A 24,773-nucleotide genomic window follows, 5' to 3' on the forward strand; every position below is an offset into this window, starting at 1 on the left:
CGGGAACATTCGGCGCATGCCCCAGACCCCCTTCACCCTCCGGTGAGCGCCCCGGTCCTGGTCCGGCGGGCCGTGCGCGGCGCGACGGCGCTGCGCGGCGGCCGTGTCGGCAGGCTCACCCCGTACCGGTTCTACGGCGCCCTGTTCTGGCTGGTGATGACGCTGGCGTACTGGCGGATCCCGCTGTGCTGCGACGCCGGGCAGCACGCTGCGGTCGTCGAGCGCCTCAAGGCCGACCTGCTGCACCCGGCCCACAGCATGGCCGACCTGCCGGGTGAGGGCAGCCCGTACTACGGCCCGTACGCCGTCGCCCAGGGTGTGCTGGCGCGGCTGACGGGGCTGTCCGGCTGGGAGGTCGTGAAGCTCGCCGGACCGGTGCACCTGGTGGTGCTGCTGACGGGAATCGGCCGCTTCGTCAGGACCCTCACCCCGCGTCCCTGGGCACCGGTGTGGGCGCTGCTGTTCATGACGCTGCTGTGGGGCAGCACGCGGATCCTGTGGAGCGGCTACCTCGGGCTGATGTCGATGACGACGAACCTGGGCTACCCGTCCACGATGGCCATCGGGCTGACGTTCTGGGCGTGGGCCCTGACGGGCTCGCGCGCGCGGGACGACGCCCCGGCCGTGCGGTTCGTCGGTCCGAGCGGCCTCGGCGGCTGGTGGGGGTACGCCGGGATCGGCGCCCTGTACGGGCTGATCCTGCTCACCCACCCCGTCACGGCGGCGTCGGCGCTCACCGGGGCGGCGGCGATCGTGGCGGCCCGGCAGCGCGGCTGGCGCCGCCCGGTCGTGGCCCGCTGGACCCTCGCCGGGGCGGTCTGCACGGTGGTCGCGGTGGCGTGGCCGTACTACGACGTACTGACGCTGGTCAGCGACACCGGCATGGACGCGATGCACCGGCAGCTGTACGAGAGGATGCTCGGCAATTCCTGGCTCGCGCTGCTCGGCCTGCCCGCGCTGTGGGCCCGGGCCCGCAGGTCGGCGCGTGATCCGCTGGTGTGGATGTTCCTGCTGGAGTGCCTGCTGGTGGCGTACGGCTGGGCGAGCGGGCACTACACCTACGCCCGGGCCCTGTGGGCCGTGCTGGTGCCGCTGCAGTTCGCTCTGGCCGTGGAGCTGGCGGCGCCCCGGCCCTGGCGACGGGCCCGGCGGGTGCTGGGCTGGGTGGCGGCGGCCGGGGTGTGCGCCGGGTTCGTCACCGTGCACGCCGGGGCGGTGGTGCCGCGCTCGGTCGACCCGGTGGGGTTCGCACAGCCGACGCGCTGGCCGTCGTACGACTGGGCGGCCCGGCACATCGGGCCGGGCGAGGTGGTGATCACCGACGGGTATCTGGCCAGTCACGCCATCGCCGGGTACGGGCCGAACCTCGCCGCGCCCATCTGGCCCGACCCCGCCCTGGACGAGCGGGAGCGGAAGCGCCGGGCGGCCGATGTCCGCGCCTATCTCGCCCCCGGGTCGACCCGCGCCGAGCGATCCGCCGTCGTCCGCCGCTATCACGTGCGCTGGCTGTTGCTGACGCGCTGGCACCCGGTGCCCGAGGAGGCCGTGGTGGTGGCGTGGAGCAGCCGGACGGGGGAGGTGCTGGCGCGGGTCGGGGGGCGAGGTCCGGTGGCCTCAGGGGCTACTCGATGACGAGGTCGACCTCGATGTTGCCGCGGGTGGCGTTGGAGTACGGGCAGACCTGGTGGGCCTGCTCGACCAGCTTGCGGCCGGTCGCCTCGTCCACGCTGTCGGGCAGCTCCACGCGGAGGGTGACGGCGAGGCCGAAGCCCTCGCCCTGCTTGCCTATGGAGACCTCGGCGGTCACGGCGGCGTCGCTGACGTCGACCTTGGCCGCGCGGCCGACGAGGCCGAGGGCGCTGCCGAAGCAGGCGGCGTAACCGGCGGCGAAGAGCTGCTCGGGGTTGGTGCCCTGGCCGTTGCCGCCCATCGCCTGGGGCACGCCCAGGGCGAGGTCCAGCACGCCGTCGGAGCTGACGGCGCGGCCGTCGCGGCCGTGGGTGGCGGTGGCGACAGCGGTGTAGAGCGCGTCCATGGAAAACCTTCCCTCTCACGTCAACGTTCGGCGGCCCGCTTCCGGGCCGCCCGACATCCAGAATTAGAGCACACAATTCAGTTGTGCGCAATTGAATGGTGGACACGAGCTATCCTGGGAGCATGAACACGCCGGACGACGACTGGCTCCGCCTGGACCAGCAGATCTGTTTCTCCCTGCACGCGGCCTCCCGCGCCTTCAACGGCGTCTACCGCGGGATCCTGAAGGACCTCGGCCTCACCTACCCGCAGTACCTGGTGATGCTGGTGCTGTGGGAGCACGACGAGCTGCCCGTCAAGAAGCTCGGCGAGCACCTGCGTCTCGACTCCGGCACGCTGTCGCCGCTGCTCAAGCGGCTGGAGGCGGCCGGTCTGGTGCGCCGGGAGCGCAGCGCCCGCGACGAGCGGTCGGTGGAGGTGCGGCTGACCGAGGAGGGCGTCGCGCTGCGCGCGCGGGCGCTTCAGGTGCCGCGCCGGATCGCGTCCTCGACCGGCTTCGGCTCCGAGGAGATCCGCGCATTGCGCGCCCGCCTCGACGAGCTCACCACCGCACTCGACGCGGCCGCGGCGCTCACGGAACCGCAGGGCGGCTCGCCGGCGACCGGGTCGTCGTAGCCGCACCGGACGGGACGCCGGCCGGCTGTCGTCGGACGTGGAGGCGGAGGACGACGCCGTCCTGGGTGTGTTCCTCCCGGACGGTGAACTCCGCCCTCAGGAGGGCGAGCTTGGTCCGCTCGACCGGATCGGCCGGGGGCCGGCGCGGGTTCAGCACATGCGCCTCGGCGACGACCCAGACGCGGTCGACCGAGGCGAGCCGCCGGCGCAGTTCCCCGGGGGTCGCCTCCCGGCCCCACAGCGTCCCGGAGCGGGGCGCGGACTCCCGCAGCGCGATGTCCCGCGCCCGACGGAACCCCTTCGGGTAGGCCAGCGCGGCGAGCCTGCCGACCGACGGCACGAACAGCACCGGGTCACCGGGGCGCATCTGGCGGACGGCGAGCGCGGAGACCACGGCGAGGTTGTCCGGGCGGTGGGCGGCGGACCGGTCCTGGCGGTACACGGGGAGCTGGGTCAGGAAGGTGAGGGTAAGGACGACGACGCCGAGGACGCCGAACACCCCGGTGACGCCCACGACGGCCCGCATCCACCGACCGCCGCCCCGCACCCGCCACCCGTCGAACCGCACCCACCGACCGCCGAACCGCACCCGCCTCCCGCCAACCCGCACCCACCGACCGCCGTCCACCACCCGCCACCCGCCGCCCAGCACCCACCGACCGCTGCCCAGCACCCACCGACCGCCAACCCGCACCCACCGACCACCGCCCAGCACCCGCCACCCGCCAACCCGCACCCACCGACCGCCGTCCACCACCCGCCGCCCGTCGAACCGCACCCGCCACCCCTCGATCCGCACCCGCCCCAGCGCCCGGCCCACTCGCCCGGCCCCCGCCGCGACCAGCAGGGACGCGCCCGCCAGCGAATACAGCACGTACCGGTCGTGGTAGAGCGGCCGGACCTGCGACACGGTCATCAGGATTCCCGGCGGCACGAGCAGCAGCGGCGCCGCGACCGCGGCCGTGCGACGCTCCCGGAGTCCTACGGCCATCAGCAGCAGCGCGCCCCAGAACACCGGCCCCGCCGGACCGGGAGTGAAGTTCCGGGCGAGCCTCTCGACCCGGTCCCACCCGGGCGGCACCAGCCACGCCACCTGCCCGGCCTGGCCCTGCGACACCCACACCAGCGGCAGCAGAAGCAGTGCCGCCGCCCCCGCCGCGCGCCCCCAGCCGGACCACACCCTCCGCGGCACCCGCAGCAGCGCCAGCGTCAGCGCGTGCGCGCCCAGCACCGGCACCGCCAGCTCGTGCAGCGCACAGGTCAGGGCGACGACCGTCCCGTACCCCCACCACACCCGGGCCCCCGCCCCCTCCACGGCCCTCAGGAGCAGCAGCGTCGCCCCTGCCACACCCCCCGCGACCAGCGCGTACGACCGTCCCTCCTGGGCGTAGTGGCCGGTCATCGGGGTGATCGCGTAGAGGACACCGGCCCACAGACCGGCCCGGGGCCCGGCCAGCCGGACGCCCAGGGCCGCGACCAGGCCGGCGGTCGCCGTCGCCGCGCACACCGCCGGCAGGCGCAGCACGACCTCGTCCGCGTGGACGGTGAGGACGACGTGCATGAACAGGTAGTACAGGCCGTGCACCGCGTCCACGTCGTGCAGCAGCCGCCAGATCTGCGGAACCGTGCGCTGCGCGACCTGGAAGGTGACGCTCTCGTCTCCCCACATGCCGCCGCGGTCCAGTCCCCACAGCCCGATCGCGAGCATCACCGCTATGGGAACCGCCACGGGCGCCACCCTCGTGGCGAACCTGCCGCTCCCCGTCGACCGTCCGCTCTTCACGGCCCGATTCTGTGCTGTATCAGACGCTTCATGCATGTTTGATGGTGTGTTACCACTTTCATGTCATTCGCCCGGCTTACGATCCGTCGTGATGAATGCCGAGAGTGAGACCGGGAGTGCGACCCCGAGTGAGACCCGGAGTGCGACCGGGACGGACTCCGGAAAGCCGCTCGCCGAGGTCGCCGTCGTGGTGATCGGTTTCGACGACGCCGCCCATGTGACGGACGCCGTGCGCTCGGCGCTGGCCCAGGGGCCGGCCGTGCGCGAGGTGGTGGCCGTCGACGACTGCTCCAAGGACGGCAGCGCCGGCCTGCTGGAACGGCTCGCCGTCTCGGAGCCCCGCCTGAAGGTGATCCGCCGCCGGGTCAACAGCGGCGGCTGCGGCACCCCCCGCAACACCGGACTCGGCGCGGTGACCTCGCCGTACGTGATGTTCCTGGACAGCGACGACATCCTGCCGCCCGGCGCGGTCGAGGCGCTGCTCCGAGCGGCCGAGGGCGCGCAAGCGGAGGTCGCGGGCGGCCTGTGCGTACGCCGGGAGCTGCCCTCAGGGCGCGAAATCCCCTGGCAGGATCGCCTCTACGCACTGCACGCCGTCGTGCCGCACCCCGCGCGGCGACCGCGCCTGGTCCACGACACGCTCTGCGTCAACAAGCTCTACCGCACCGGCTTCCTGCGCGCGCACGGCATCCGCTTCCCCGAGGGCCGCTTCCCGTACGAGGACGTCGTCTTCACCGCGCGCGTACTGGCCGCGGCCCCGCGCATCGCCCTGGTCCCGGACCGCGTCTACGTCTGGCACGTGCGCCGGTCCGCCGGGCGGCTGTCGATCTCCCTGGACCGGGCCGGCGTCGAGAACTGGAGGGCCCGTACGGAGGCGTGCCGGCAGGCGTACGAGGTGCTGCTGGGCGCCGGGCAGAAGGAACTCGCGCGGGCCGTGCGCGCCAAGTTCCTCGACCACGACCTGCGGATGTACGTGCGCGAACTGGTGTTGCGTGACGCCGCGTACCGGCGCGCATGGTGGGAGCTCACGCGGGCGCACCTCGCGGAGTACGACGCCGACGACTGGGCCCGCAACCCGGCCGCTCCCGGCCGGCTGGCCGGGCAGGTCGTCCTGGCCTCCCCGGAGCCGTGCGACCTGCTCCGGCTGCGGGAGCTCGCGGCCCGCCCGGCCCGCCTGTGCCCGCCGTACGCCCGTGCCGCGGACGGCACGCCCGTCTGGTCGCACGGGCTCCCGCAGGTGTCCCTGGAGCCCCTGCGGGCCCGGCCGGTGCGGGCGCTGCCCCTCGCCGTCGACGGGGAGCTGCGGCCGGGCGCGCGGGGCACCCGGCTGCGGCTGCGCCTGCACGAGCTGTACGGGCGGGTGGCGCAGGCGGGTCCGGAGGCGGTGGAGGTGGAGTGGAGGCACCGGGACGACGGTGACGTGGTGGTCCGGGGCCCGAGCGTGGCGCTCGCGCCGTGCACGGGGACGCATCCCTGGGCTTCGGGATCTGCCGGCCCCGACGGACACGAGGCCTCCTGGTCGGCGGAGACGGCCGTCGACCTCGCCGCACTGGCCGCGCTCGGCGCGGGCACCTGGGACCTGCGCCTTCGCGTCCGCTTCCGCGACGGCGCGAGCCGGAACGTCACGGCGCACGCTCTCCGGGGCACCGGTCTGCTGCGCCGCAGCGCCGTCCCGAGCGCCCGGCGGGGCGTGGTACTCGTACAGCCGTACTCCACCCACTCCGGTGCGCTGGCGCTGCGGGTGGCTCCCGGTGTACGCGGTGTGCTGTCGGTCGTACGCGCACGACTGCGCCGCCTGCTTCACTGAGGACACGACAGCGACGACCGCGACGGATCAGCGCGCAGCACCACCACCACGGGCCAACTGACGAGGGGACGGCCGCACATGACCTGGTTGATCACCGGCGGCGCCGGCTACATCGGCGCGCACGTCGTACGGGCGATGACCGCGGCGGGCGAGCGGGCGGTGGTGTACGACGACCTGTCCACCGGCATCGCCGAGCGCGTGCCCGACGGGGTGCCGCTGGTGGTGGGCTCGACCCTGGACGCCGAGCGGCTCGCCCGCACCCTCGCGGACCACTCGGTCACCGGCGTCGTCCACCTCGCGGCGAAGAAGCAGGTGGGCGAGTCCGTCGAACGGCCGCTGCACTACTACCGGGAGAACCTCGAGGGCCTGCGGGTGCTGCTCGACGCCGTGACGGCGGCGAACGTGCCGTCCCTCGTCTTCTCCTCCTCGGCGGCGGTGTACGGCATGCCGGACGTGGACCTGGTCACGGAGGAGACGCCGTGCGAGCCCATGTCGCCGTACGGCGAGACCAAGCTGGCCGGTGAGTGGCTGGTCCGTGCGACGGGCCGGGCGACCGGGCTGGCGACGGCGTCCCTGCGCTACTTCAACGTGGCGGGCGCGGCGGGTCCGGAGCTCGCGGACACCGGCGTCTACAACCTGGTGCCGATGGTCTTCGAAAAGCTCACGGAGGGCGCGCCGCCGAGCGTCTTCGGTGATGACTACCCGACCCCGGACGGCACCTGCGTACGCGACTACATCCACGTCGTCGACCTGGCCGAGGCCCATGTGGCGGCGGCCCGGGTGCTGCGTTCCTCGCCCGGCCGCGACCTCACGCTCAACATCGGCCGGGGCGAGGGCGTCTCGGTCCGCGAGATGATCGACCGCATCAACGCGGTCACCGGCCACGACCGGCCGCCGGTCGTGGCCCCCCGCCGCCCGGGCGACCCGGCCCGCGTGGTCGCCTCCGCCGACCGCGCGGCCACGGAGCTGGGCTGGAAGGCCCGGCTGGACGTGCTCGACATGATCACGTCGGCGTGGGAGGGGTGGGTACGGCTGCACCCGGAGGCGCGGCGGGTCTGATACGCCCGGACCGTGAGTGGACCCCGGGGCACCTGCCCGGGTTCACTCGAACGGGTCCCGTCACGGGCCGTACTACAACGCCTTCAGCCCCTCCGACGTGGCCCGGGCCAGGGCGCCCAGGTACCCCTTCGGGAGCTTCGGGCTGCGGATCACCACCGAGCGCCAGTAGAGGGGGCCGGAGATCAGGTCGAGGGCGAGGTCGTGGTCGATGCCCTCGCGCAGCTCGCCGCGGCGTTCCGCCGCCGTCACGATGCCGGTGGCGACGCCGTCCTGGCCTTCCCGCAGGGCCTTCTGCAGTGCCTCGGCGATGTCCGGGTTGCGGGCCGCCTCCGCCTGGAGGTCGGGGATGACCTGCGAGGCGACGGGGTGGCGCAGGGCGCGGGACGTCACCTCGTAGAGGAGCCGCAGGTCGCCCTCCAGGGAGCCGGTGTCCGGCGCGGGCAGGCCCTGCACGGCGAGCGCCGAGACGATGTCGAGGACCAGGTGCAGCTTGGAGCGCCAGCGGCGGTACACCGCCGTCTTCCCGACCCCCGCCCGGCGTGCGATCCCCTCGATGGACATCCGCGCGTAGCCGACGGCCGCGAGCTCCTCGAAGACGGCCGCGCGGATCGCTTCCGTCACGTCCTCCCGCAGTACGGCCGCCCCCGCGGGGGCCCGGCGACGCGGGGGCTGCTGGGGCTCGTCGGGGTTCGTCGTCATGCCGACAGCATAGGGCGTCACGACGAAACGGTTGCGTTCCGACGTCCACCCGACGTACGCTCCCGTTACGACGATACGGTCCCGTCCCGACGTAAGAGTTCGTGAAGAGTCCGGTAAAAGACCACCCGCCCTCAGCTCTTCGCGCCCCCGGTCCCACAACCCCCGAGCGAAAGCAGCGGATGTGAGTACGGTCCTCCACACACCGCCCCAGCCCCCGGCCCCCACCCCGGCCGACCACGACCTCGCGGCCCTCGCCGCCCGCCACGGCCTCACGGTCAGCGGCGCGCGGCCCTCCCTGCCCGAGTACGTCCGCCAGCTCTGGGCCCGCCGCCACTTCATCACCGCGTTCGCCACCGCCAAGCTCACCGCCCAGTACAGCCAGGCGAAGCTCGGCCAGGTCTGGCAGGTGATGACCCCATTGCTGAACGCGGCGGTCTACTACTTCATCTTCGGTGTGCTGCTCGGCACCAAGCACGGCGTGCCGGACTACATCCCGTTCCTGGTCACGGGCGTGTTCATCTGGACGTTCACGCAGAGCTCGATCATGGCGGGCACCCGCGCGATCTCCGGCAACCTCGGCCTGGTGCGGGCCCTGCACTTCCCGCGCGCCGCGCTGCCGATCTCCTTCTGCCTGCAGCAGCTCCAGCAGCTGCTGTTCTCGATGGGCGCGCTGGTCGTCATCCTGCTCTGCTTCGGCGTGCCGGTGTCCGCCTCCTGGCTGCTGGCGTTCCCGGCCCTGGTGCTGCAGTTCACCTTCAACGCCGGCGTCTCGATGGTCATGGCGAGGTGGGGCGCCAAGACCCCGGACATCGCGCAGCTGATGCCGTTCATCCTGCGCACCTGGATGTACGTCTCGGGCGTCATGTGGAGCCTCGACAAGCTGGCCAAGAACGACCACCTGCCGCATGTCGTCAAGGTGGCGCTGGAGGCCAACCCCGCCGCGGTCTACATCGACCTGATGCGCTTCGCGCTGATCGACAGCTTCCACGCGGGGCAGCTGCCGCACCACGTGTGGCCGCTCGCCGTCGGCTGGGCACTGGTCGCCGGAGTCGGCGGCTTCATCTACTTCTGGAAGGCCGAGGAGACGTACGGACGTGGCTGAGCACCCGAACGAGAAGATCCCCACCGTCGTCGCCGACGGCGTCGACATCGTCTACCGCGTCAACGGCACCGGCGCCGGACGTGGCTCCGCGACCGCCGCCCTCAACCGCATCGTGCGGCGCAAGCAGACCGAGAAGGCCTCGGGTGTGCGCCGGGTGCACGCCGTGAAGAACGTGTCCTTCGTCGCCTACCGGGGCGAGGCGATCGGCCTGATCGGCACCAACGGCTCCGGCAAGTCGACCCTGCTGAAGGCCGTCGCCGGTCTGCTCCCCGTGGAGAACGGCCACATCTACACCGACGGCCAGCCCTCCCTGCTCGGGGTGAACGCCGCCCTGATGAACGACCTCACCGGCGAGCGCAACGTGCACCTCGGCGGCCTGGCCATGGGCATGTCCCGCGAGCAGGTGAGGGACCGCTACCAGGAGATCGTCGACTTCTCGGGCATCAACGAGAAGGGCGACTTCATCACGCTGCCGATGCGGACGTACTCCTCCGGCATGGCCGCACGGCTGCGGTTCTCCATCGCCGCCGCCAAGGACCATGACGTCCTGCTGATCGACGAGGCGCTGGCCACCGGCGACCGCTCCTTCCAGAAGCGCTCGGAGGAGCGCATCCGCGAGCTGCGCAAGCACGCGGGCACGGTGTTCCTGGTCAGCCACAACAACAAGTCGATCCGCGACACGTGCGACCGGGTGCTGTGGCTGGAGCGCGGGGAGCTGCGCATGGACGGGCCGACGGAGGACGTCCTCAAGGAGTACGAGGCGTTCACCGGAGACAAGGCGCCGAAGCCGAAGCCCCAGCCGAAGGTCGCCGTTCCCTCGTGAGGCCCACCCGGTCGGCCCTTTTGTCTCATTGATGGCAGCATGACCGCATACGGTGCAGCTGTGAGAGGGGGCCCGGGATGGCCGAGCTCAGTGTGATCGTCCACGGGCCGAACGTTCAGGACCATCTGACGGAACTCCTCGACTCCCTCGCCGCCCACCCCCTGCCGGACGCCGAGGTGATCGTGGCGGCGGTGGGCGACTGGGCCCGGGAGACGGCCGAGCGGCACACCCCGGACGTCCAGATCGTGCCGCTGCCGGACGGCACGGGTGACGCGGCGGCCCGGGCGGCGGGCGCGTCCCGGGCCGCCGGCCGCTGGCTGCACTTCGTCCACGCCAAGGACGGCCTGCCCGCCGGCACCCCCCGGACGATCGCGGAGCGGGTGGCCGAGCTCCCCGGCGAGGTCGACGTCCTCCTGCTCGACCACGTCCGCAGCACCTGGCACACCTCCGGCATGCCCTCCCCCGACGGCCCGCTCCTCGCCCGGGCGGGCCGCGCCGAGGTCACCCTCGACGACTGCGCGCCCCTGCTGCGGCTCACCCCACTGCTCGGCACCCGCGTGCTGCGCGCGGAGTTCTGGCGGGCGCACGAGTCGCGGTTCGGCACCGACGACGAGCCGTACGCCGCCCTGGCCGCCCTGCTGCTCGCCGACCGCGTCGCCTGCCTGCCGCACGTCGCCTACGAGGACCGCAGACTGCGCCCCGCGAGCCTGCCCCCGGTCGCGCCCGAGCAGCGGTACGGCCTCGTCGAGCGCTACGAGTCCCTCCTCGACCTCACCCGCGACCGGCGCGCCGCGCACGCCGTGCTCTACGACGTCATGGTCCGCGACTGCCTGCGCACCTTCGCGCGCGGCGGCATGCCGGAAGGGGTCGCGCGGGAGTTCTTCCGCCGGGCGTCCCTGGCCGCCCTGCGCCGCCGCCCCGAGGGCTACCGCCGCCCGGCCGGGCTCGAAGGCGTCCGCCGCTCCCTGCTGGAGGACGGCGCCTACGCGAAGTACCGGGCCTTCCAGGCCGTCAACCGCGCCCGCCGCAACGCCAGAGCGGTCGTGCGGACCCGCAGACGCGAGGCCGGTGCCAGGCTCCGGGACCACCAGTACCGCAGGGCGCTCAGCCGTCCCGTCAACCCGCATCTCGCGGTGTTCGCGGCGTACTGGAACCGCGGCGTCGCCTGCAACCCCGCCGCGATCGCCGCCAAGCTCGCCGAACTGGCCCCGCAGATCCACGCGGTGTGGGTGGTCACCGAGGAGAACGCGGCCCTCCTGCCGCCCGGCACCGACCACGTGGTACCCGGCAGCCGCCGCTACTGGGAGGTGCTGGCGACCGCCAAGTACCTCGTCAACAACGTCAACTTCCCCAACGCGGTGGTCAAACGCCCCGACGCGATCCACGTCCAGACCCACCACGGCACGCCCCTGAAGCGCATGGGCCTCGACCAGATGGCGTTCCCGGCCGCCGCGCAGGGCCTGGACTTCCCGGCGCTGCTGGAGCGCATCGACAGATGGGACTTCAGCGTCTCGGCCAACAGTCACACCACCCGCATGTGGGAGCGCGCGTACCCGTCGCACTACGTCTCCCTGGACCACGGCTATCCGCGCAACGACGTCTACTACACCGCCGGCGCCGACGACATCCGCGCGGTCCGCGACCGCCTCGGCATCGCCCCGGGGCGCCGTGCCGTCCTGTACGCGCCCACCCACCGCGACTACGAGGCCGGCTGGACCCCGCGCCTGGACCTCGCCGCCCTCGCCGACCGCCTGGGCGAGGACACGGTCCTGCTCGTGCGCGGCCACTACTTCTACGGCGGCGCCGCCTCCCCGCTCACCAACCTTCGCCGCACGGGCCGGATCATCGACGTCTCCTCCTACGACCCGGTCGAGGAGCTGTGCCTGGCGGCGGACGTCCTGGTCACGGACTACTCCTCGATCATGTTCGACTACGCCAACCTCGACCGGCCGATCGTGATCCACGCCGACGACTGGGAGACGTACCGCACCACCCGCGGCGTCTACTTCGACCTCATGGACCAGGCCCCGGGCCCCGTCGCCCGCAACCAGCAGGAGCTGACGGAGATCCTCACCACCGAGGCCTGGCGCGACGAGAGCGCGGCGAAGAGCCGGGCCGTGTTCCGGCGCCGGTTCTGCGAGTACGACGACGGCCGCGCCGCCGAACGCGTCGTCCGCCGGGTCTTCCTCGGACAGGACGAGCGGGACCTGCCTCCCGTGCTGCCGATCGAGGAGCGCACCCCGGCCCCGAACCCGCAGGAGGCGACCGCATGAGCACCCCCGACGTCACCGTGACGGTCATCGTCTACAACGACGCCGAACGGCTCACCCGCGCGGTCGAATCGGTCCGGCGCCAGACCCACGCCAACCTCGAGATCATCATCAGCGACGACCACTCCACGGACGCGACCCCGGCGGTGGCCCAGCGGCTTGCGGCCCAGGACCCCCGGGTCCGGCACCTCCGTCTGGAACGCAACAGCGGCGGCTGCAGCGCCCCGCGCAACCGCGCCCTGCAGATCGCGCGAGCGCCGTTCCTGATGTTCCTGGACAGCGACGACGAACTCCCCGCCGACGCGGTCGAGCTGCTGCTCGCCGCGCACCGCGAACGTGAGATCGACTTCGCGATGGGGGCGGTGCAGCGGGTCCGGGTGGACAACGGCCGCTGCTCGACGTGGATGCCGCACCTGGTCGCCGAGCGCCGCACGCTCGACGGCATCGAAGCCGACCCGCGCCTGTTCTTCGAGCACCTGTCGACCAGCAAGATGTACGCCCGCGCCTTCCTCGACCGGCACGCCCTGCGCTTCCCCGAGGGCATCCACTACGAGGACCAGCTGTTCTCGGCGCAGGCGTACTGCCTGGCCGAAAGCTTCACGATCATCCCGGAGCCGGTCTACCGCTGGTACGTGGCGCCCTTCGCGGCCTCCGAGACGGCCTCGATATCCAACCAGCGGCACAAGCTCGCCAACGTCCGGGACCGGATCCACGTCCAGCACCTCATCGACGCGTTCCTGGCCGACAGCGGGCACGAGTCGCTGCGCGAGGACAAGGACCACAAGTTCCTCAAGCACGACCTGCGCATGTACGCCGGTGACCTGCCCTACCGGGACGACGCCTGGCTGACGTCCTTCGCGGACATCGTCACGCCCTACCTCGACACCCTCTCGCCGGGCGCCTTCGCACGCCTCCCGCGCGCCGAACGCGTCGTCATCCAGCTGATCCGCGACCGCCGTCTGCCGGAGGCCCGCCTGGCCGCCCGAGGCCTGGGCCACGCGGTGGGCCCGAGGCGCGTGACCGCCGACGCGGCAGGCCGCACCTACTGGGGAGAGCGGGTCCCCGAGTCGGAGTGGTCACGCCGCGAACTGAGCGTCGCCGACCTGGAGCTGGAGACCCGGCCCTTCCCGAGCGCCCAGTTCCGCCACGAGATCAAGGAGATCGCCCGCGGCCCGGGCGCTTCCGTCGACCTCACGATCCGCACCTACGACCCGGCGCTGCGTCTCCCCGTCGGCCCTCAGCGCGCGACCCTCGTCATCGCCCCGGGCGGCCGCCGCCTCCAGGTCCACTTCCGCCTCTCCCCCGTCCGCCCCGGCCTCTTCGAGGGCCACGCCCACCTGGACCTCGCCGCGGCCCCGCTCCCCCTCCAGGGCTTCGCGGGCATCCGCCACCCGCTGCTCCGCCTCCAGCACCAGGGCCTGTCCCACACGGGCCTGCTGCTGGCCCCCCTGACCTTCCCGGCCCTGACGACCCGCATCCCCTCCCACCACCTGACGGTGGAACCGGAGGGGCACAACCCAGGCCGCCTCCAGGTCCGCTGGGAGCCGGTGGGCGTGACGGCGGCCCTGATCCGCCCGACGGTACGCAAACTGGCCCGGCCGAGGGTCAAGCGGGCGGTGCGGCTGGTGGCGAGCGCAGTGAAGTAACGCCCCGGCACGGTGTCGTTCTCCGGCCGAGGTGCCGACCGACACCGCCGATCGCCGGGGCTCCGTCATCACGAGAGTGAGGCGAGGAGCCCGGTCCCTCCCGCCAGCACTCCGGGCTGCCCGAGGGCGCGGAAGTCGGTCTCGACCGCTGCCAAGTCGAGGGCACCGGCGCGCACGGCGTGGTATCGGATGACCGACCACAGGAAGACGTCGAGGTTGTCGAACTGCGTCTGGGCCTCTATGACCTCCTCCTCGTGGAACCACACCGCGACCCGGCCGTCGGTCAGCACCACGTAGTAGTTGCCTCCTCCATCGGCGCCGAGGGACCACACATCGTCATCGGAAAGTTCCGTCTCATAGTCGGAGTCGAGGATCCGGCAGTCGTTGGCCGCGAAGTCGAAGCCGTACGACCAGTCGTATATGTCAAGAAACCCGGCCGGCATGGTTCCCGATCGGACCCTGCGGTCGAAGCCGGCCAACGCGGTTGCGGCGTCACGCGGAAGCCTGGCGAGGAACGGTTCGACCGGGCGGGTCGACGCCGGGACGTCGACCCGCGGCTCGTCGCGGAACCACCGCGCCAGGTCGGCGTCCAGATCCCGATCCACGTACCCTGCCAATTGATCAACGGTGAGAGGCATGCGGTGAGGCTAGCCGAGGCACCTGTCACGGACGCCCGGCTCACCGGTCAGGCAGGGGATCGCGTACCTGCTCACGCACCACGGCGTACAGCACCTGCCCCTCCGGCCCCCGAGCCACCTCCCGCAACCCGGCACCCCGCATCCCGACCCCGGCCATCACCCACCGCACCCCGTACTCCCGCAGAATCCCCGCCCGCTCCTCCCCCGACGTCCCCTCCGCGAAGTACCGCCGCACATCCCCCACCCGACGCCCTTCATCCGCCAGGAAGAAGTCCGGATACCCGGGCGCCACCGTGTACGCCCCGTACGCCGGGATCTGCCGCGCCGGCCGCCCCTCCCGCGCCATCACCACATCCCCGTACTTCACCCAGGGCGTCATCCACTGGTACCCCGTCCACGGCCGCCGGTACTTCTCCGCGACAGCCTCCGGAAGATCCCCCCGCTTCACGACGTACCCGACCGCCCCCGCCTGCGTCCACGCCCCCAGAGCCAGCGCAGCGCCCAGCACGCACGCCCAGCCCACCCGCACCCCCCGCCGCCCGGCCTCGCACACCTCCACGGCGACCGCGAGCTGCGCCGGGATCAGCACCGCCGGCAGGGCCCGCCCCCACGACCAGTGCCCGCTCACCCCACCGGCCGTCACCAGCACGGCCCCCAGCACGAAGAACAGCACCAGCGGATCCCACCGGTCCCGCCACCACCGCACCCCGAGGGCCACCACCCCGAGCAGCACCAGCCAGTACCGCCCGACCAGATCGTCGTACAGCGGCCGGTGCACCGCCTCGAGCCCGCCGCCCTCCCCGAACAGCGCGAAGAAGTCGTAGTACGGCCACAGCGCCAGCACCCCGAATCCCACCGCCGGCCCGCTGCCGAGCCGCAGCCACGCCGCACGGTCCGGCCGGGCGGCGACCACCGTCGCGGCCGCCCCCAGCGAAGCCACCACTCCCGAGAACTGGTGGCACAGCAGGATCACCGCCCACAGCACCCCGAGCCCTGGCCACACCCCCCACCCGGCGCCCTTCCGCGCCACCGGCCCCAGCCACGCCCAAAGGTGGAACGCCAGGCCGAGCGCGAACAGGCTCGGATACGGCACCGTCAGCGCCAGCGAGTCGAGCCCGTAGAAGCCGCTCCACTTGAACACGGCCGTCCCCCACAGCAGCAGCAGGCTCAGCAAGGCCAGCGCGGGCGCGGCGTGATGGCCGGTCAGGGTGCGCACGTAGCGCCACACGCCGGTCACCAGCAGCGCGAGTCCGGCCAGCGCCCCGAGTCGCAGCACCACGAAGACCGACAGGCCGGTCACCCGCGCCACACACCCGAGGACCAGCATCCAGGGCGAGTAGTACGGGCTCGGCGTGTCCGCGTCGACCAGCGGATCACCCGGGTCGACGAGATCGTGCCGCAGGCGCTGGACGGTCGCGGCGTGCATCCCGAGGTCCCCGGCCCAGGGCAGCCGGACGACGACCAGGAGCAGCAGCAGGACCACCACCGAGGCAGCGAGCCACGCGGTGAGGACGGCGGGTCTAGGCGGGGCGCGCATCGTGCGGGAACACCCAGGTCCGGTAGACGAGGAAGCGGAAGGCGGAGGCCAGCACGATGGACAGCGCCTTGACCGCGTTGGATTCCAGCGGCCCGTCCAGGCCGAGGCCGTGGTAGCCGACGTAGAACAGCCCGCTCTCCATGGCGACGCCGATCGTGCTGAGGACGAAGAACAGCGTGAGCTGACGCCGGGTCCGGGACGCCCGGTCGCGGTAGGCGACGTACCGGAAACCGAGGTAGTTGCCGCCCATGGCGATCAGGCTGGCCGGCACGGTCGCCACCATGGCGGCCAGGTGCAGCCCGTGCAGGAGCACGTTGAACACCAGGAAGTTCACCGCGACGCCGCTGCCGCCGACCAGCGCGAAGTGCACCACTTCGAGGACGACGCGCCTGGCCGGGCGGGCGGCGGCCACGCGCTCCTCGGAGACATTGAGAGTCACGTCCCAAGCCTTAGCCGGATCGGGTAAGTCCTCCAGTCGAATCACCCTAAGGCAGGCAAAGAAGAAGGCGCCCCGGGCCGAAACCGGCCCGGGGCGCCCGTCACGCCGTACGCCTTACGAGTGTGTCCGCAGCAGCGTCCTCATCGTGCGCATCGCCACCGACAGGTTGGCGAGGTCGAACGCGTCGGAACTCTGGATCTCCTCCAGGGTGCTGCGGGCCCGGCCGAGGATCGCCGCGTTCTTCTGCTCCCAGGCCTTGTAGCGCTGCTCGGGCGTCGAGGTGCCGTCGCCCACCGCCAGGACGTCGGCGGTCAGCGCCGCGTGCGCCGCGTACAGGTCCTCGCGGATCGCCGCACGGGCCATGGACTGCCAGCGGTCGGCGCGGGGCAGCTCGATGATGCGGTCCATCAACTGGGTGATGCGCAGCCGGTCGGCGAGGTCGTAGTACACCTCGGCGACGTCCATCGGCTCCCGGCCCATGCGGTCGGCGATCGAGACGATGTCGAGCGTCGGGAAGGCCGAGGAGAAGCCCGCCACCCGGGTGGCGAGTTCCTCAGGGACACCGGCGCCCGTCAGCTCGTCGTGGATCTTCTGGTACCACTCCAGGTCGGCGCCGCGCAGCAGCTTCGGCAGCTGCCCCCAGACCTGTTCGACCCGGTCGGCGAAGAAGTCGACCGTCCCCGCGAGCTCCAGCGGCTGCGGCCGGTTGTTGAGCAGCCAGCGCGTGCCGCGCTCCACCAGGCGGCGCGCGTGCAGCCGGATGCGGGTCTGGACCTCGGCATCGACCTTGTTGTCGAGCGCCTCCACCCCGTCCCACACCGGGGACTGGCGGAAGATCGCCCGGGCCGCGGTCTGCGCCCGCACGATCTCCTCCAGCGACGCGCCGGTCTCCTCGCGCAGCCGGTGCAGGTACGTCGTACCGCCCGTGTTGACCGTGTCGTTGACCAGCACGGTCGTGGTGATCTCACGGCGCAGCGGGTGGCAGACGAGGTGGTCGGGGTACTGCTCGCGCAGCTCCTTCGGGAAGTACGCGTGCAGCAGGGTGCTCAGGTACGGGTCGTCCGGCAGCGAGGTGTGCAGCAGCTCCTCGGCGACCGTGATCTTCGTGTACGCCAGCAGTACGGCCGTCTCCGGGCCGGTCAGGCCCTGGCCCTGGGCGAGCCGCTCGCGGATCTGCCGGTCGGTGGGCAGGAACTCCAGCGCCCGGTCGAGGTGTCCCTCCCTGACCAGGTGCTTCATGAAGCGCTGCTGGGCGTGGAGCATGGCGCTGGACTGGGCGAGGGCGTTGGCGATCGCCGTGTTCTGCGCGTAGTTGTTGCGCAGCACCAGGCGGCCGACCTCGTCGGTCATCTCGGCGAGCAGCTTGTTGCGCTGCTTGACGGTCATGTCGCCGTCCCGGACCAGGCCGTTGAGCAGGATCTTGATGTTCACCTCGTGGTCGGAGGTGTCCACGCCCGCGCTGTTGTCGATGGCGTCGGTGTTGATCCGGCCGCCCTGCAGCGCGAACTCGATCCGGCCGAGCTGGGTCAGGCCGAGGTTGCCGCCCTCGCCGACGACCTTGACGCGCAGGTCCTTGCCGTCGACGCGGATGGCGTCGTTGGCCTTGTCGCCGACGTCCGCGTTGGACTCGGCGGAGGACTTGACGTACGTGCCGATGCCGCCGTTCCACAGCAGGTCCACCGGCGCGTGCAGGATCGCCTTCATCAGGTCGGCCGGGGTCAGCTTGGTGACCTTGGCCTCGATACCGAGGGCCTCGCGGATGTGCGCGTTGACCGGGATCGCCTTGGCCGTGCGCGGGAAGACGCCGCCGCCGGCCGACAGGAGCTCCGTGTCGTAGTCCTCCCAGCTGGAGCGGGGCAGCTCGAACAGGCGGCGGCGCTCGGCGTAGGAGGTGGCGGCGTCCGGGTTCGGGTCGATGAAGATGTGCCGGTGGTCGAAGGCCGCGACCAGGCGGATGTGCTCGGAGAGCAGCATGCCGTTGCCGAACACGTCACCGGACATGTCGCCGATGCCGACGACCGTGAAGTCCTCGGTCTGGCAGTCCACGCCCATGTCGCGGAAGTGCCGCTTGACGGACTCCCAGGCGCCGCGGGCGGTGATGCCCATGCCCTTGTGGTCGTAGCCGGCGGAGCCGCCGGAGGCGAAGGCGTCACCGAGCCAGAAGTTGTACTGCTCGGCGACCCCGTTGGCGATGTCGGAGAAGGTGGCGGTGCCCTTGTCGGCGGCGACGACGAGGTAGGTGTCGTCCTCGTCGTGCCGGACGACGTCGGCCGGGGGCACGACCTCGCCCGCGACCATGTTGTCGGTGATGTCGAGCAGCGCCGAGATGAACGTCTTGTAGCTGGCGATGCCCTCGGCCATCCAGGCGTCCCGGTCCACGGACGGGTCGGGCAGCTGCTTGGCGACGAAGCCGCCCTTGGCGCCGACCGGCACGATGACGGTGTTCTTCACCATCTGCGCCTTGACCAGGCCGAGGATCTCGGTGCGGAAGTCCTCACGCCGGTCGGACCAGCGCAAGCCCCCGCGCGCGACCTTGCCGAAGCGCAGGTGCACGCCCTCGACGCGCGGCGAGTACACCCAGATCTCGAAGGCCGGGCGCGGCGCCGGCAGGTCGGGGATGGCCTGCGGGTCGAACTTCATGGAGACGTAGTCGTGCGACTTGCCGCCCGCCGCCTCCTGGAAGAAGTTGGTCCGCAGCGTCGCCTTGATGACGGTCAGGAAGGACCTGAGGATCCGGTCCTCGTCGAGCGAGGCCACCTGGTCGAGGGCCGCGTCGACCTCTTCCAGCAGCGCGTCCACGATCTCGTGCCCGGCGCGCTGCCGGTCCGGCGACATCCGCGCCTCGAACAGGGAGACGAGCAGGCGGGTGGTGTGGACGTTGTTGCGGAGGGTGTCCTCCATGTAGTCCTGGCTGAACGTCGACGCCGCCTGGCGCAGGTACTTCGCGTACGCCCGCAGCACCATCGCCTGCCGCCAGGTGAGCCCGGCGCTCAGCACGAGGGCGTTGAAGCCGTCGTTCTCCGCCTTGCCGGTCCAGGTGGCGGCGAAGGCGTCCTGGAAGCGCTCGCGGGCGTCGTCGCCGAAGTAGTCCCCGCCGCCGTTCGCGCGGGGCATGCGCAGACCGAAGTCGTAGATCCAGGCCACGCTGCGGTCCGAGCAGCGCAGCTCGTAGGGCCGCTCGTCGACGACCTCGACCCCGAGCCGGTTGAGGACCGGGAGGACGGCGGACAGGGAGATGGCGTCGCCCGTGCGGTAGATCTTGAAGCGGCGCTCCTCGGGGGCGGCGCCCACCGGCTCGTACAGGCTGAGCGCGAAGTCCTTGTCCGCCTCGGCGTTCAGCTGCTCGAGGTGGACGAGGTCGGCGACCGCGGCGCGCGGGTTGTGGTCGGCCTTGTAGCCCTCGGGGAAGGCGTGCGCGTAGCGGCGCATCGCCTCGGCCGCGTGCTCCTCGCCGAGCTCGGCGTTGAGCGCCTCGGCGAAGGCGTCCTCCCAGGAGCGGGCGGCCTCCACCAGCCGGGCCTCGATGCGCTCCTTGTCGGAGTCGGACAGCTCCGGCAGCTCGGTGCCCTGCGGGACCCGGACCACGAAGTGCAGCCGGGACAGGATCGACTCGGTGTTCCAGGCGGTGAAGTCGACGCTGATGCCGCCGAGCTCCTCCTTCAGGATCTCGATGATCCGCAGGCGGACGGCCGTGGTGTAGCGGTCGCGCGGGAGGTAGACGAGGGCGGAGTAGTAGCGCCCGTACTCGTCCTGGCGCAGGTAGAGCCTGAGGCGCCTGCGCTCCTGGAGGTAGAGGACGGAGGTGACGATCGACCGCAGCTCGTCGACCGGGGTCTGGAACAGCTCGTCGCGCGGGTACGTCTCCAGGATCTGCAGCAGGTCGCGTCCGTCGTGGCTGTTGGGCGAGAACCCGGCCTGCTTCAGGACCTCCTCGACCTTGCGCCGGATGACCGGCACCCGGCGCACGGACTCGGTGTAGGCGGCGGAGGAGAACAGCCCGAGGAAGCGCCGCTCGCCGATGACGTTGCCGTCGGCGTCGAACTTCTTGACGCCGATGTAGTCCAGGTACGACGGCCGGTGCACGGTCGACCGGCTGTTCGCCTTGGTCAGCACGAGCAGCTTGTGCTCGCGCGCCTTGGCCCGGGCGTCGGCGGGCAGCCGCTCGAACGACGGGCTGACCGGGTGGCTCTCCTCGGCCGCGTGGTGCGGGTCCGCGCGCAGTATGCCGAGCCCGGTGCCGGGCACGGCGGCGAGAGAGTCGTCGTCGCGCAGCTGGTACTCGCGGTAGCCGAGGAAGGTGAAGTGGTCGTCGGACAGCCAGCGCAGCAGCTCGCGGGCCTCCTCGACCTGGGGGCCGGGCAGGTCGCCGGGGATGGGCTCGTCCGGCAGCCCCTCCGCCAGCCGGGTCGCCGCCTCCCGCATCTTGCCCCAGTCCTCGACGGCCTCACGGGCGTCGGACAGCACGCGCAGCAGGTCGGCGGTGATCTGCTTCAGATCGGCCCGGTCGGTCTCACGGTCGATCTCGACGTGGATCCAGGACTCGACGTGCGCGTCGTGCGGAAGGTCTCCGATCGCCGGGGTCGACAGGACCTCGATGAGCTTGCCGGTGACATCGCGGCGCACGACGAACTGGGGGTGGATGACGACGTGGATCCCACGCCCCTGCCGCGTCAGCTCATTGGTGACGGAGTCGACGAGGAAGGGCATGTCGTCGGTGACGACCTCGACCACGGAGTGGCTGCAGGTCCACCCGTTCTCTTCCACCGTGGGGGTGTGCACCCGCACGTTGGCCGTGCCCTGGGGGCGGTTCTCGGCCAGCCGGTAATGCGATACGGCAGCTCCGAAGACGTCGACCGGGTCGCGGTCGGTGAGGTCCTCCGGTGCCGTGTGCAGGTAGTAACGCTGGAGGAACGTGTGGAGGGTGTCGCGGTCCGGGGCCTTCTGGGCGTCTGGGGTCTCCTCGCCCGTCGACCCGGTCGGTAGGTGCCCCCCGACCGGGCTGTTCTCAGCTACCCGGGCGGCCCTCTCGAGCAACTCGGCTTTGGCTTCGTCCAGCTTGGTCTGCATTGTCCTCTGGCTCCTGTCGCGCGCCGTTGCGTGACGTAGAAGGAAGTACGGCCTCTGCGCTGACGGCCTCACGTCGTGACACGGGGTATCCGGTCTGTTCCGACGCTATGCCGCAAGGCGAGATGAGCGGGGGTGTCTGAGCCATTTTTGAGCTGGGCCACCGGTGTGACGCTGCTCTCCGCGACGCTCGGGTACGGGTGGTGCTCGGCGTCCCGGGAGTCCTCGATGGCACGTCCCGCCCGCTAAGACCAGCGACTGCCGCCCGGTCACGGATGTCGTCCGTGCTCTCCGGGCGCAGGGCAGGGACGACGACGTCCCCGCGAACTATCGCGCTGATCACGCCACCTAGGCTATCGCTCCTTACAGGGGCTCCGTCATGAGCCGTATGTGTACAAAACCAGCCGTAGAAGTTTGACGTTCTGCACAGTGCCGCTACGGGTTCCGGTCAGGACGGCCGGTCACGCCGCTAGCCGCTCCGCCTCCGCGACCGCCTCCTCCAGTGTGTCCACGACAGGAACGCCGACGGCTTCCAGGCTCACTCTGCTGTGCGATCCGCCGGTGTACAGCACGGCCCGCGCCCCGACGTGCAGCGCCGCCACCGCGTCGTCCGCGGCGTCCCCGATCACCACGGTGCGCTCCGGCGCCACCCCGCTCAGCGACGCCAGGTGCCGCACCATGTGCTCGGCCTTGCTGCCCCCCGACGGCCCGGTCCGCCCGTCCACCCGTATGAAGTGCGGCTCGATACCGAACCCCCGCACCAGCGGAACCAGCTCCTCGTGCACGTACATGCTCAATATCGACTGGCTGCGGCCCGCCGAGCGCCATCCGGCCAGCAGCTCCACGGCCCCCACCGTCAGCCCGCACGCCGCCCGGTGCTCGGAGTAGTACCGGTGGAAGACGTCGTCCATGGCCTCCCACTCGGCCTCGGTCGGCAGCCGCCCCATCAGCCGCTCGTAGAACTTCGGCACCGGCACGCAGTACAGCTCCCGGTACTTCTCCAGCGTCAGCGGCTCCAGGCCCAGCTCGGCGAAGGCCGCGTTCGTCGCCCCGATGATCGCGTCGTTGTCGTGGAACAGCGTCCCGTTCCAGTCCCAGACAATGTGCGCGCCCGTCTTCATCCCCATGCCCGAAAACGTACCCGCCCCCACTGACAATCAAGAGAGCGGCGCCTCAACGCGCCCCCGGCGACGGGTTCAGTCCCCCGACGCCCTCGACGGGGGTTCAGTCTTCTCCAACACATCCGACGAAGGGTTCAGTCCCCCTGACACCCCCGACGACGGGTTCAGTCGCCGCGCCCCACCAGGTTCGCGATCTCCTGGGTGGCGAACCACAGCAGCTCGTGGTCCTCCGCCCCGTCCACGACGAACTGTGCGTCGTCGTCCCCGCCGTCCGCCGCCTGCAGTGCCTCTGCGGCCGCCGTCACATCGGCCGCCGCGTCCGTCGCGTCGACGTGCACCGACGCCGCCTTGCCGAGCGGCACGGGGCCCGCGACCCGCACCTCCCCCAGCGGCGCGGGATCGGGCCCCCGGTCGGGGCCCGCGCTCACGGCCCGCTCGGCGACGTCGACGGCGATGACGACCCGGCGCCTCGGCGCCTCGGGCTCGGCCGCCAGCAGGCGCAGCGAGGCGAGCGCGGCCCGGCCGAGCGCCGCGTACTCCAGTTCCTCGATGTCGTCGGAGACGTACCACTCGCGCAGCCCCGGCGTCACGGCATAGGCGACGAACGGCCCGCTTCCCAGCTCACCCGTCTTGTACGCCTCGGCGAGGCCGGGGAGGGTCAGGGGCACGTAGACACGCATGGCTGGCCGCTTTCGTGGTCGTGGTGATCGTGATCGGAGGTCTCGGCACGGCTCCGGAAGGTCTTCAGGATACGTGCGGGGCGTCCCCTTTCGAGCCCCGCCCCGTGCCGCCGGAGGCGTCCACCCTCGGCCCGGAATTCACCCGGCACCTCCCCGGCCTTCAAGGGATCCCTACCCCCGACACCACCCGGATAGGTGAACTTTTCGGCGCCCGCGACCCGAACCGCGCTTCCTTGCCGCGGCCCCGGTCCGCCCCGTACAAGATCACCAGCCGAAGTTACTCCCCGGTATCCACCGGTTCACGAAACGGGGACCCCCATGCACAAGGTCATGACCAGGACCCAGCACCGCCCGGCCACGCCGACGCCCCGCCCACAGGTGAGCCCTGCGGCCCGCACACCCGGGTACGCCACACCCCGCACCCCCGTCGGCACCGCCGCCACACCGCCCCTTCCCGGCGGCTCCGCGCCTCCGCGCTCTCCCGGCAGCGGCCGGGCCCGGCCTCCCGCTGCCGGCGGTCGTCCGCCGGCCTCCGCCCGCGCCAGGGCTTCCCGTAGCCGCCCGGCGGACACGCGCCCACCGTCCCTCTCAGCAACGCGCACAGCCCCGCGCCGGACCCCGGAAGCAACCGGCTCCCCGGCCCGCCCCAACGCCACCGCCCCCGCCCCCGCCCCTGCCCCTGCCCCCACCGAAAGCGACCCACGGGTCCCGGGCCAGGGCTCACGTCCCGCGGCGGTTCCCCAGCTCCTGCCCACCGACGTCTTCGCCGACCTCCTCGTCGCCGTCCTGAGCGGCCACCGCCCCGTCCACTCGATGCTCCGCCACACCCGCGGCCGCGCCTACGACGAGCTGGCCTGGCTGGCCGAACGCGGCCCCCTGCGCACTCGCGGCGCCCGCCCCGTCGTCCGCGACATCGGCTGGTACGCACCCCGGCCGGGCGCCATCGAGGCCTTCGCCCGCATCGGCGCCGGCGACCGGCTGCGCGCCATGGCGTTCCGCCTGGAACTCGGGCAGGACCTGCGCTGGCGCTGCACGGCCGTGGAACTCGGCGGCCCCCGCCCACCCCGCCCGGAGTGCGACTGAGGCCTGCCGAGGCCCCGGAAGCAGGTACCCGCACCTCGGACACCGCCGCGCGGGGCCCCGGAAGCAGGTGCGCCCGCGCCTCGGACACCGCCGCGCGGGCCCCCCGCCCATGACAAAGCGTCGGGCACCGCCGCACGGGCCGACGCCCGTGACAAAGCGCCGGACACCGGCAGACCCTCGCCCATGACAAGGCGCCGGACACCCGCAGACCCCCGGACATGACTAGAGCGTGTCTCTTTGATGGATTGGTCAGTTGATCGGATATGTCCGTCCGATTAGTGATCACCGATGCGATGTGGGACCGGATCGAGCCGCTGATGCCGGCCGATCCGGTCCGCGGGCGGCGATGGGCCGACCACCGCCGCACGCTCGA

Annotated in this window: 18 protein-coding genes and 1 pseudogene; 10 read left to right on the top strand and 9 right to left on the bottom strand. The window is 72.1% G+C overall.

The genetic code is table 11. The annotated features are described in order from the left end of the window. The first annotated feature begins 42 nt into the window (after positions 1–42). A complete protein-coding gene (locus ACFY5B_RS05985) occupies positions 43–1,632 on the top strand; it encodes a hypothetical protein (protein ID WP_389965078.1) in 1,590 nt (529 codons plus the stop codon). Here the strand turns inward: ACFY5B_RS05985 and ACFY5B_RS05990 are convergent. Further along, the gene (locus tag ACFY5B_RS05990) at positions 1,622–2,035 is read right to left on the bottom strand and encodes an organic hydroperoxide resistance protein (protein WP_033308229.1); all 414 of its coding nucleotides are present in this window, start codon (positions 2,033–2,035) and stop codon (positions 1,622–1,624) included. The genes ACFY5B_RS05985 and ACFY5B_RS05990 overlap by 11 nt on opposite strands. 95 nt (positions 2,036–2,130) lie before the next feature. Here ACFY5B_RS05990 and ACFY5B_RS05995 point away from each other — a divergent pair, with 95 nt between their 5' ends. Further along, positions 2,131–2,649, top strand: coding sequence for a MarR family winged helix-turn-helix transcriptional regulator (locus ACFY5B_RS05995; protein WP_389965081.1), 519 nt, complete (start codon positions 2,131–2,133; stop codon positions 2,647–2,649). On the opposite strand, the gene ACFY5B_RS06000 is transcribed toward ACFY5B_RS05995, so the two are convergent. Further along, positions 2,606–4,357, bottom strand: coding sequence for a hypothetical protein (locus ACFY5B_RS06000; RefSeq protein ID WP_389965171.1), 1,752 nt, complete (start codon positions 4,355–4,357; stop codon positions 2,606–2,608). The two genes, ACFY5B_RS05995 and ACFY5B_RS06000, sit on opposite strands and share 44 nt — an antisense overlap. A gap of 166 nt (positions 4,358–4,523) precedes the next feature. Between ACFY5B_RS06000 and ACFY5B_RS06005 the strand changes: the two genes are divergently transcribed. Together ACFY5B_RS06005 and galE are read left to right on the top strand one after the other, a co-directional pair. After that, positions 4,524–6,239, top strand: coding sequence for a glycosyltransferase family 2 protein (locus tag ACFY5B_RS06005; RefSeq protein WP_389965084.1), 1,716 nt, complete (start codon positions 4,524–4,526; stop codon positions 6,237–6,239). A gap of 78 nt (positions 6,240–6,317) precedes the next feature. Further along, a complete protein-coding gene (galE, locus tag ACFY5B_RS06010) occupies positions 6,318–7,298 on the top strand; it encodes a UDP-glucose 4-epimerase GalE (protein ID WP_389965087.1) in 981 nt (326 codons plus the stop codon). 72 nt (positions 7,299–7,370) lie between these two features. Here the strand turns inward: galE and ACFY5B_RS06015 are convergent, their stop codons facing one another. Next, positions 7,371–7,997, bottom strand: a complete 627-nt coding sequence (locus ACFY5B_RS06015; protein ID WP_389965090.1) for a TetR/AcrR family transcriptional regulator — start codon at positions 7,995–7,997, stop codon at positions 7,371–7,373. Between the two features lie 181 nt (positions 7,998–8,178). On the opposite strand from ACFY5B_RS06015, the gene ACFY5B_RS06020 reads away from it, so the two are divergent. The 4 genes from ACFY5B_RS06020 (at position 8,179) to ACFY5B_RS06035 (ending at position 13,838) form a co-directional block, all read left to right on the top strand. Next, entirely contained in the window at positions 8,179–9,099 is a 921-nt protein-coding gene (locus tag ACFY5B_RS06020) for an ABC transporter permease (RefSeq protein WP_389965093.1), read from the top strand. After that, the gene (locus tag ACFY5B_RS06025) at positions 9,092–9,922 is read left to right on the top strand and encodes an ABC transporter ATP-binding protein (protein WP_104788437.1); all 831 of its coding nucleotides are present in this window, start codon (positions 9,092–9,094) and stop codon (positions 9,920–9,922) included. Before ACFY5B_RS06020 ends, ACFY5B_RS06025 begins: the two co-directional genes overlap by 8 nt. A 77-nt stretch (positions 9,923–9,999) precedes the next feature. Beyond that, positions 10,000–12,195, top strand: coding sequence for a CDP-glycerol glycerophosphotransferase family protein (locus tag ACFY5B_RS06030; RefSeq protein WP_389965096.1), 2,196 nt, complete (start codon positions 10,000–10,002; stop codon positions 12,193–12,195). Next, a complete protein-coding gene (locus ACFY5B_RS06035) occupies positions 12,192–13,838 on the top strand; it encodes a glycosyltransferase family 2 protein (RefSeq protein WP_389965099.1) in 1,647 nt (548 codons plus the stop codon). Before ACFY5B_RS06030 ends, ACFY5B_RS06035 begins: the two co-directional genes overlap by 4 nt. A gap of 68 nt (positions 13,839–13,906) precedes the next feature. Here the strand turns inward: ACFY5B_RS06035 and ACFY5B_RS06040 are convergent, their stop codons facing one another. The 6 genes from ACFY5B_RS06040 to ACFY5B_RS06065 form a co-directional block, all read right to left on the bottom strand. Continuing rightward, complete coding sequence (locus ACFY5B_RS06040; protein WP_389965102.1) at positions 13,907–14,455, bottom strand: hypothetical protein; 549 nt, start codon at positions 14,453–14,455, stop codon at positions 13,907–13,909. Positions 14,456–14,516: 61 nt separating this feature from the next. Beyond that, positions 14,517–16,013, bottom strand: a complete 1,497-nt coding sequence (locus tag ACFY5B_RS06045) for a hypothetical protein (RefSeq protein ID WP_389965106.1) — start codon at positions 16,011–16,013, stop codon at positions 14,517–14,519. After that, positions 15,997–16,452, bottom strand: coding sequence for a GtrA family protein (locus ACFY5B_RS06050; RefSeq protein WP_389965109.1), 456 nt, complete (start codon positions 16,450–16,452; stop codon positions 15,997–15,999). Before ACFY5B_RS06050 ends, ACFY5B_RS06045 begins: the two co-directional genes overlap by 17 nt. Positions 16,453–16,566: 114 nt before the next feature. Continuing rightward, complete coding sequence (locus tag ACFY5B_RS06055; protein WP_389965112.1) at positions 16,567–21,519, bottom strand: NAD-glutamate dehydrogenase; 4,953 nt, start codon at positions 21,517–21,519, stop codon at positions 16,567–16,569. A 458-nt stretch (positions 21,520–21,977) separates the two neighbouring features. Continuing rightward, a complete protein-coding gene (locus ACFY5B_RS06060; RefSeq protein WP_344462571.1) occupies positions 21,978–22,643 on the bottom strand; it encodes an HAD family hydrolase in 666 nt (221 codons plus the stop codon). 158 nt (positions 22,644–22,801) lie between these two features. Continuing rightward, positions 22,802–23,317 carry a DUF6912 family protein gene (locus tag ACFY5B_RS06065; protein ID WP_389965116.1) on the bottom strand — a complete coding sequence of 172 codons (516 nt, stop codon included), beginning with the start codon at positions 23,315–23,317 and terminating at the stop codon, positions 22,802–22,804. Between the two features lie 318 nt (positions 23,318–23,635). Between ACFY5B_RS06065 and ACFY5B_RS06070 the strand changes: the two genes are divergently transcribed. Beyond that, positions 23,636–24,400 (top strand): Rv3235 family protein, encoded by a 765-nt coding sequence (locus ACFY5B_RS06070; protein ID WP_389965119.1) that lies wholly within the window; start codon positions 23,636–23,638, stop codon positions 24,398–24,400. Between the two features lie 263 nt (positions 24,401–24,663). After that, positions 24,664–24,773, top strand: a pseudogene (locus ACFY5B_RS06075) (IS5/IS1182 family transposase); the annotation flags it as partial.

Source organism: Streptomyces sp. NPDC013187, from assembly GCF_042899705.1.
GTDB lineage: Bacteria > Actinomycetota > Actinomycetes > Streptomycetales > Streptomycetaceae > Streptomyces > Streptomyces hawaiiensis_A.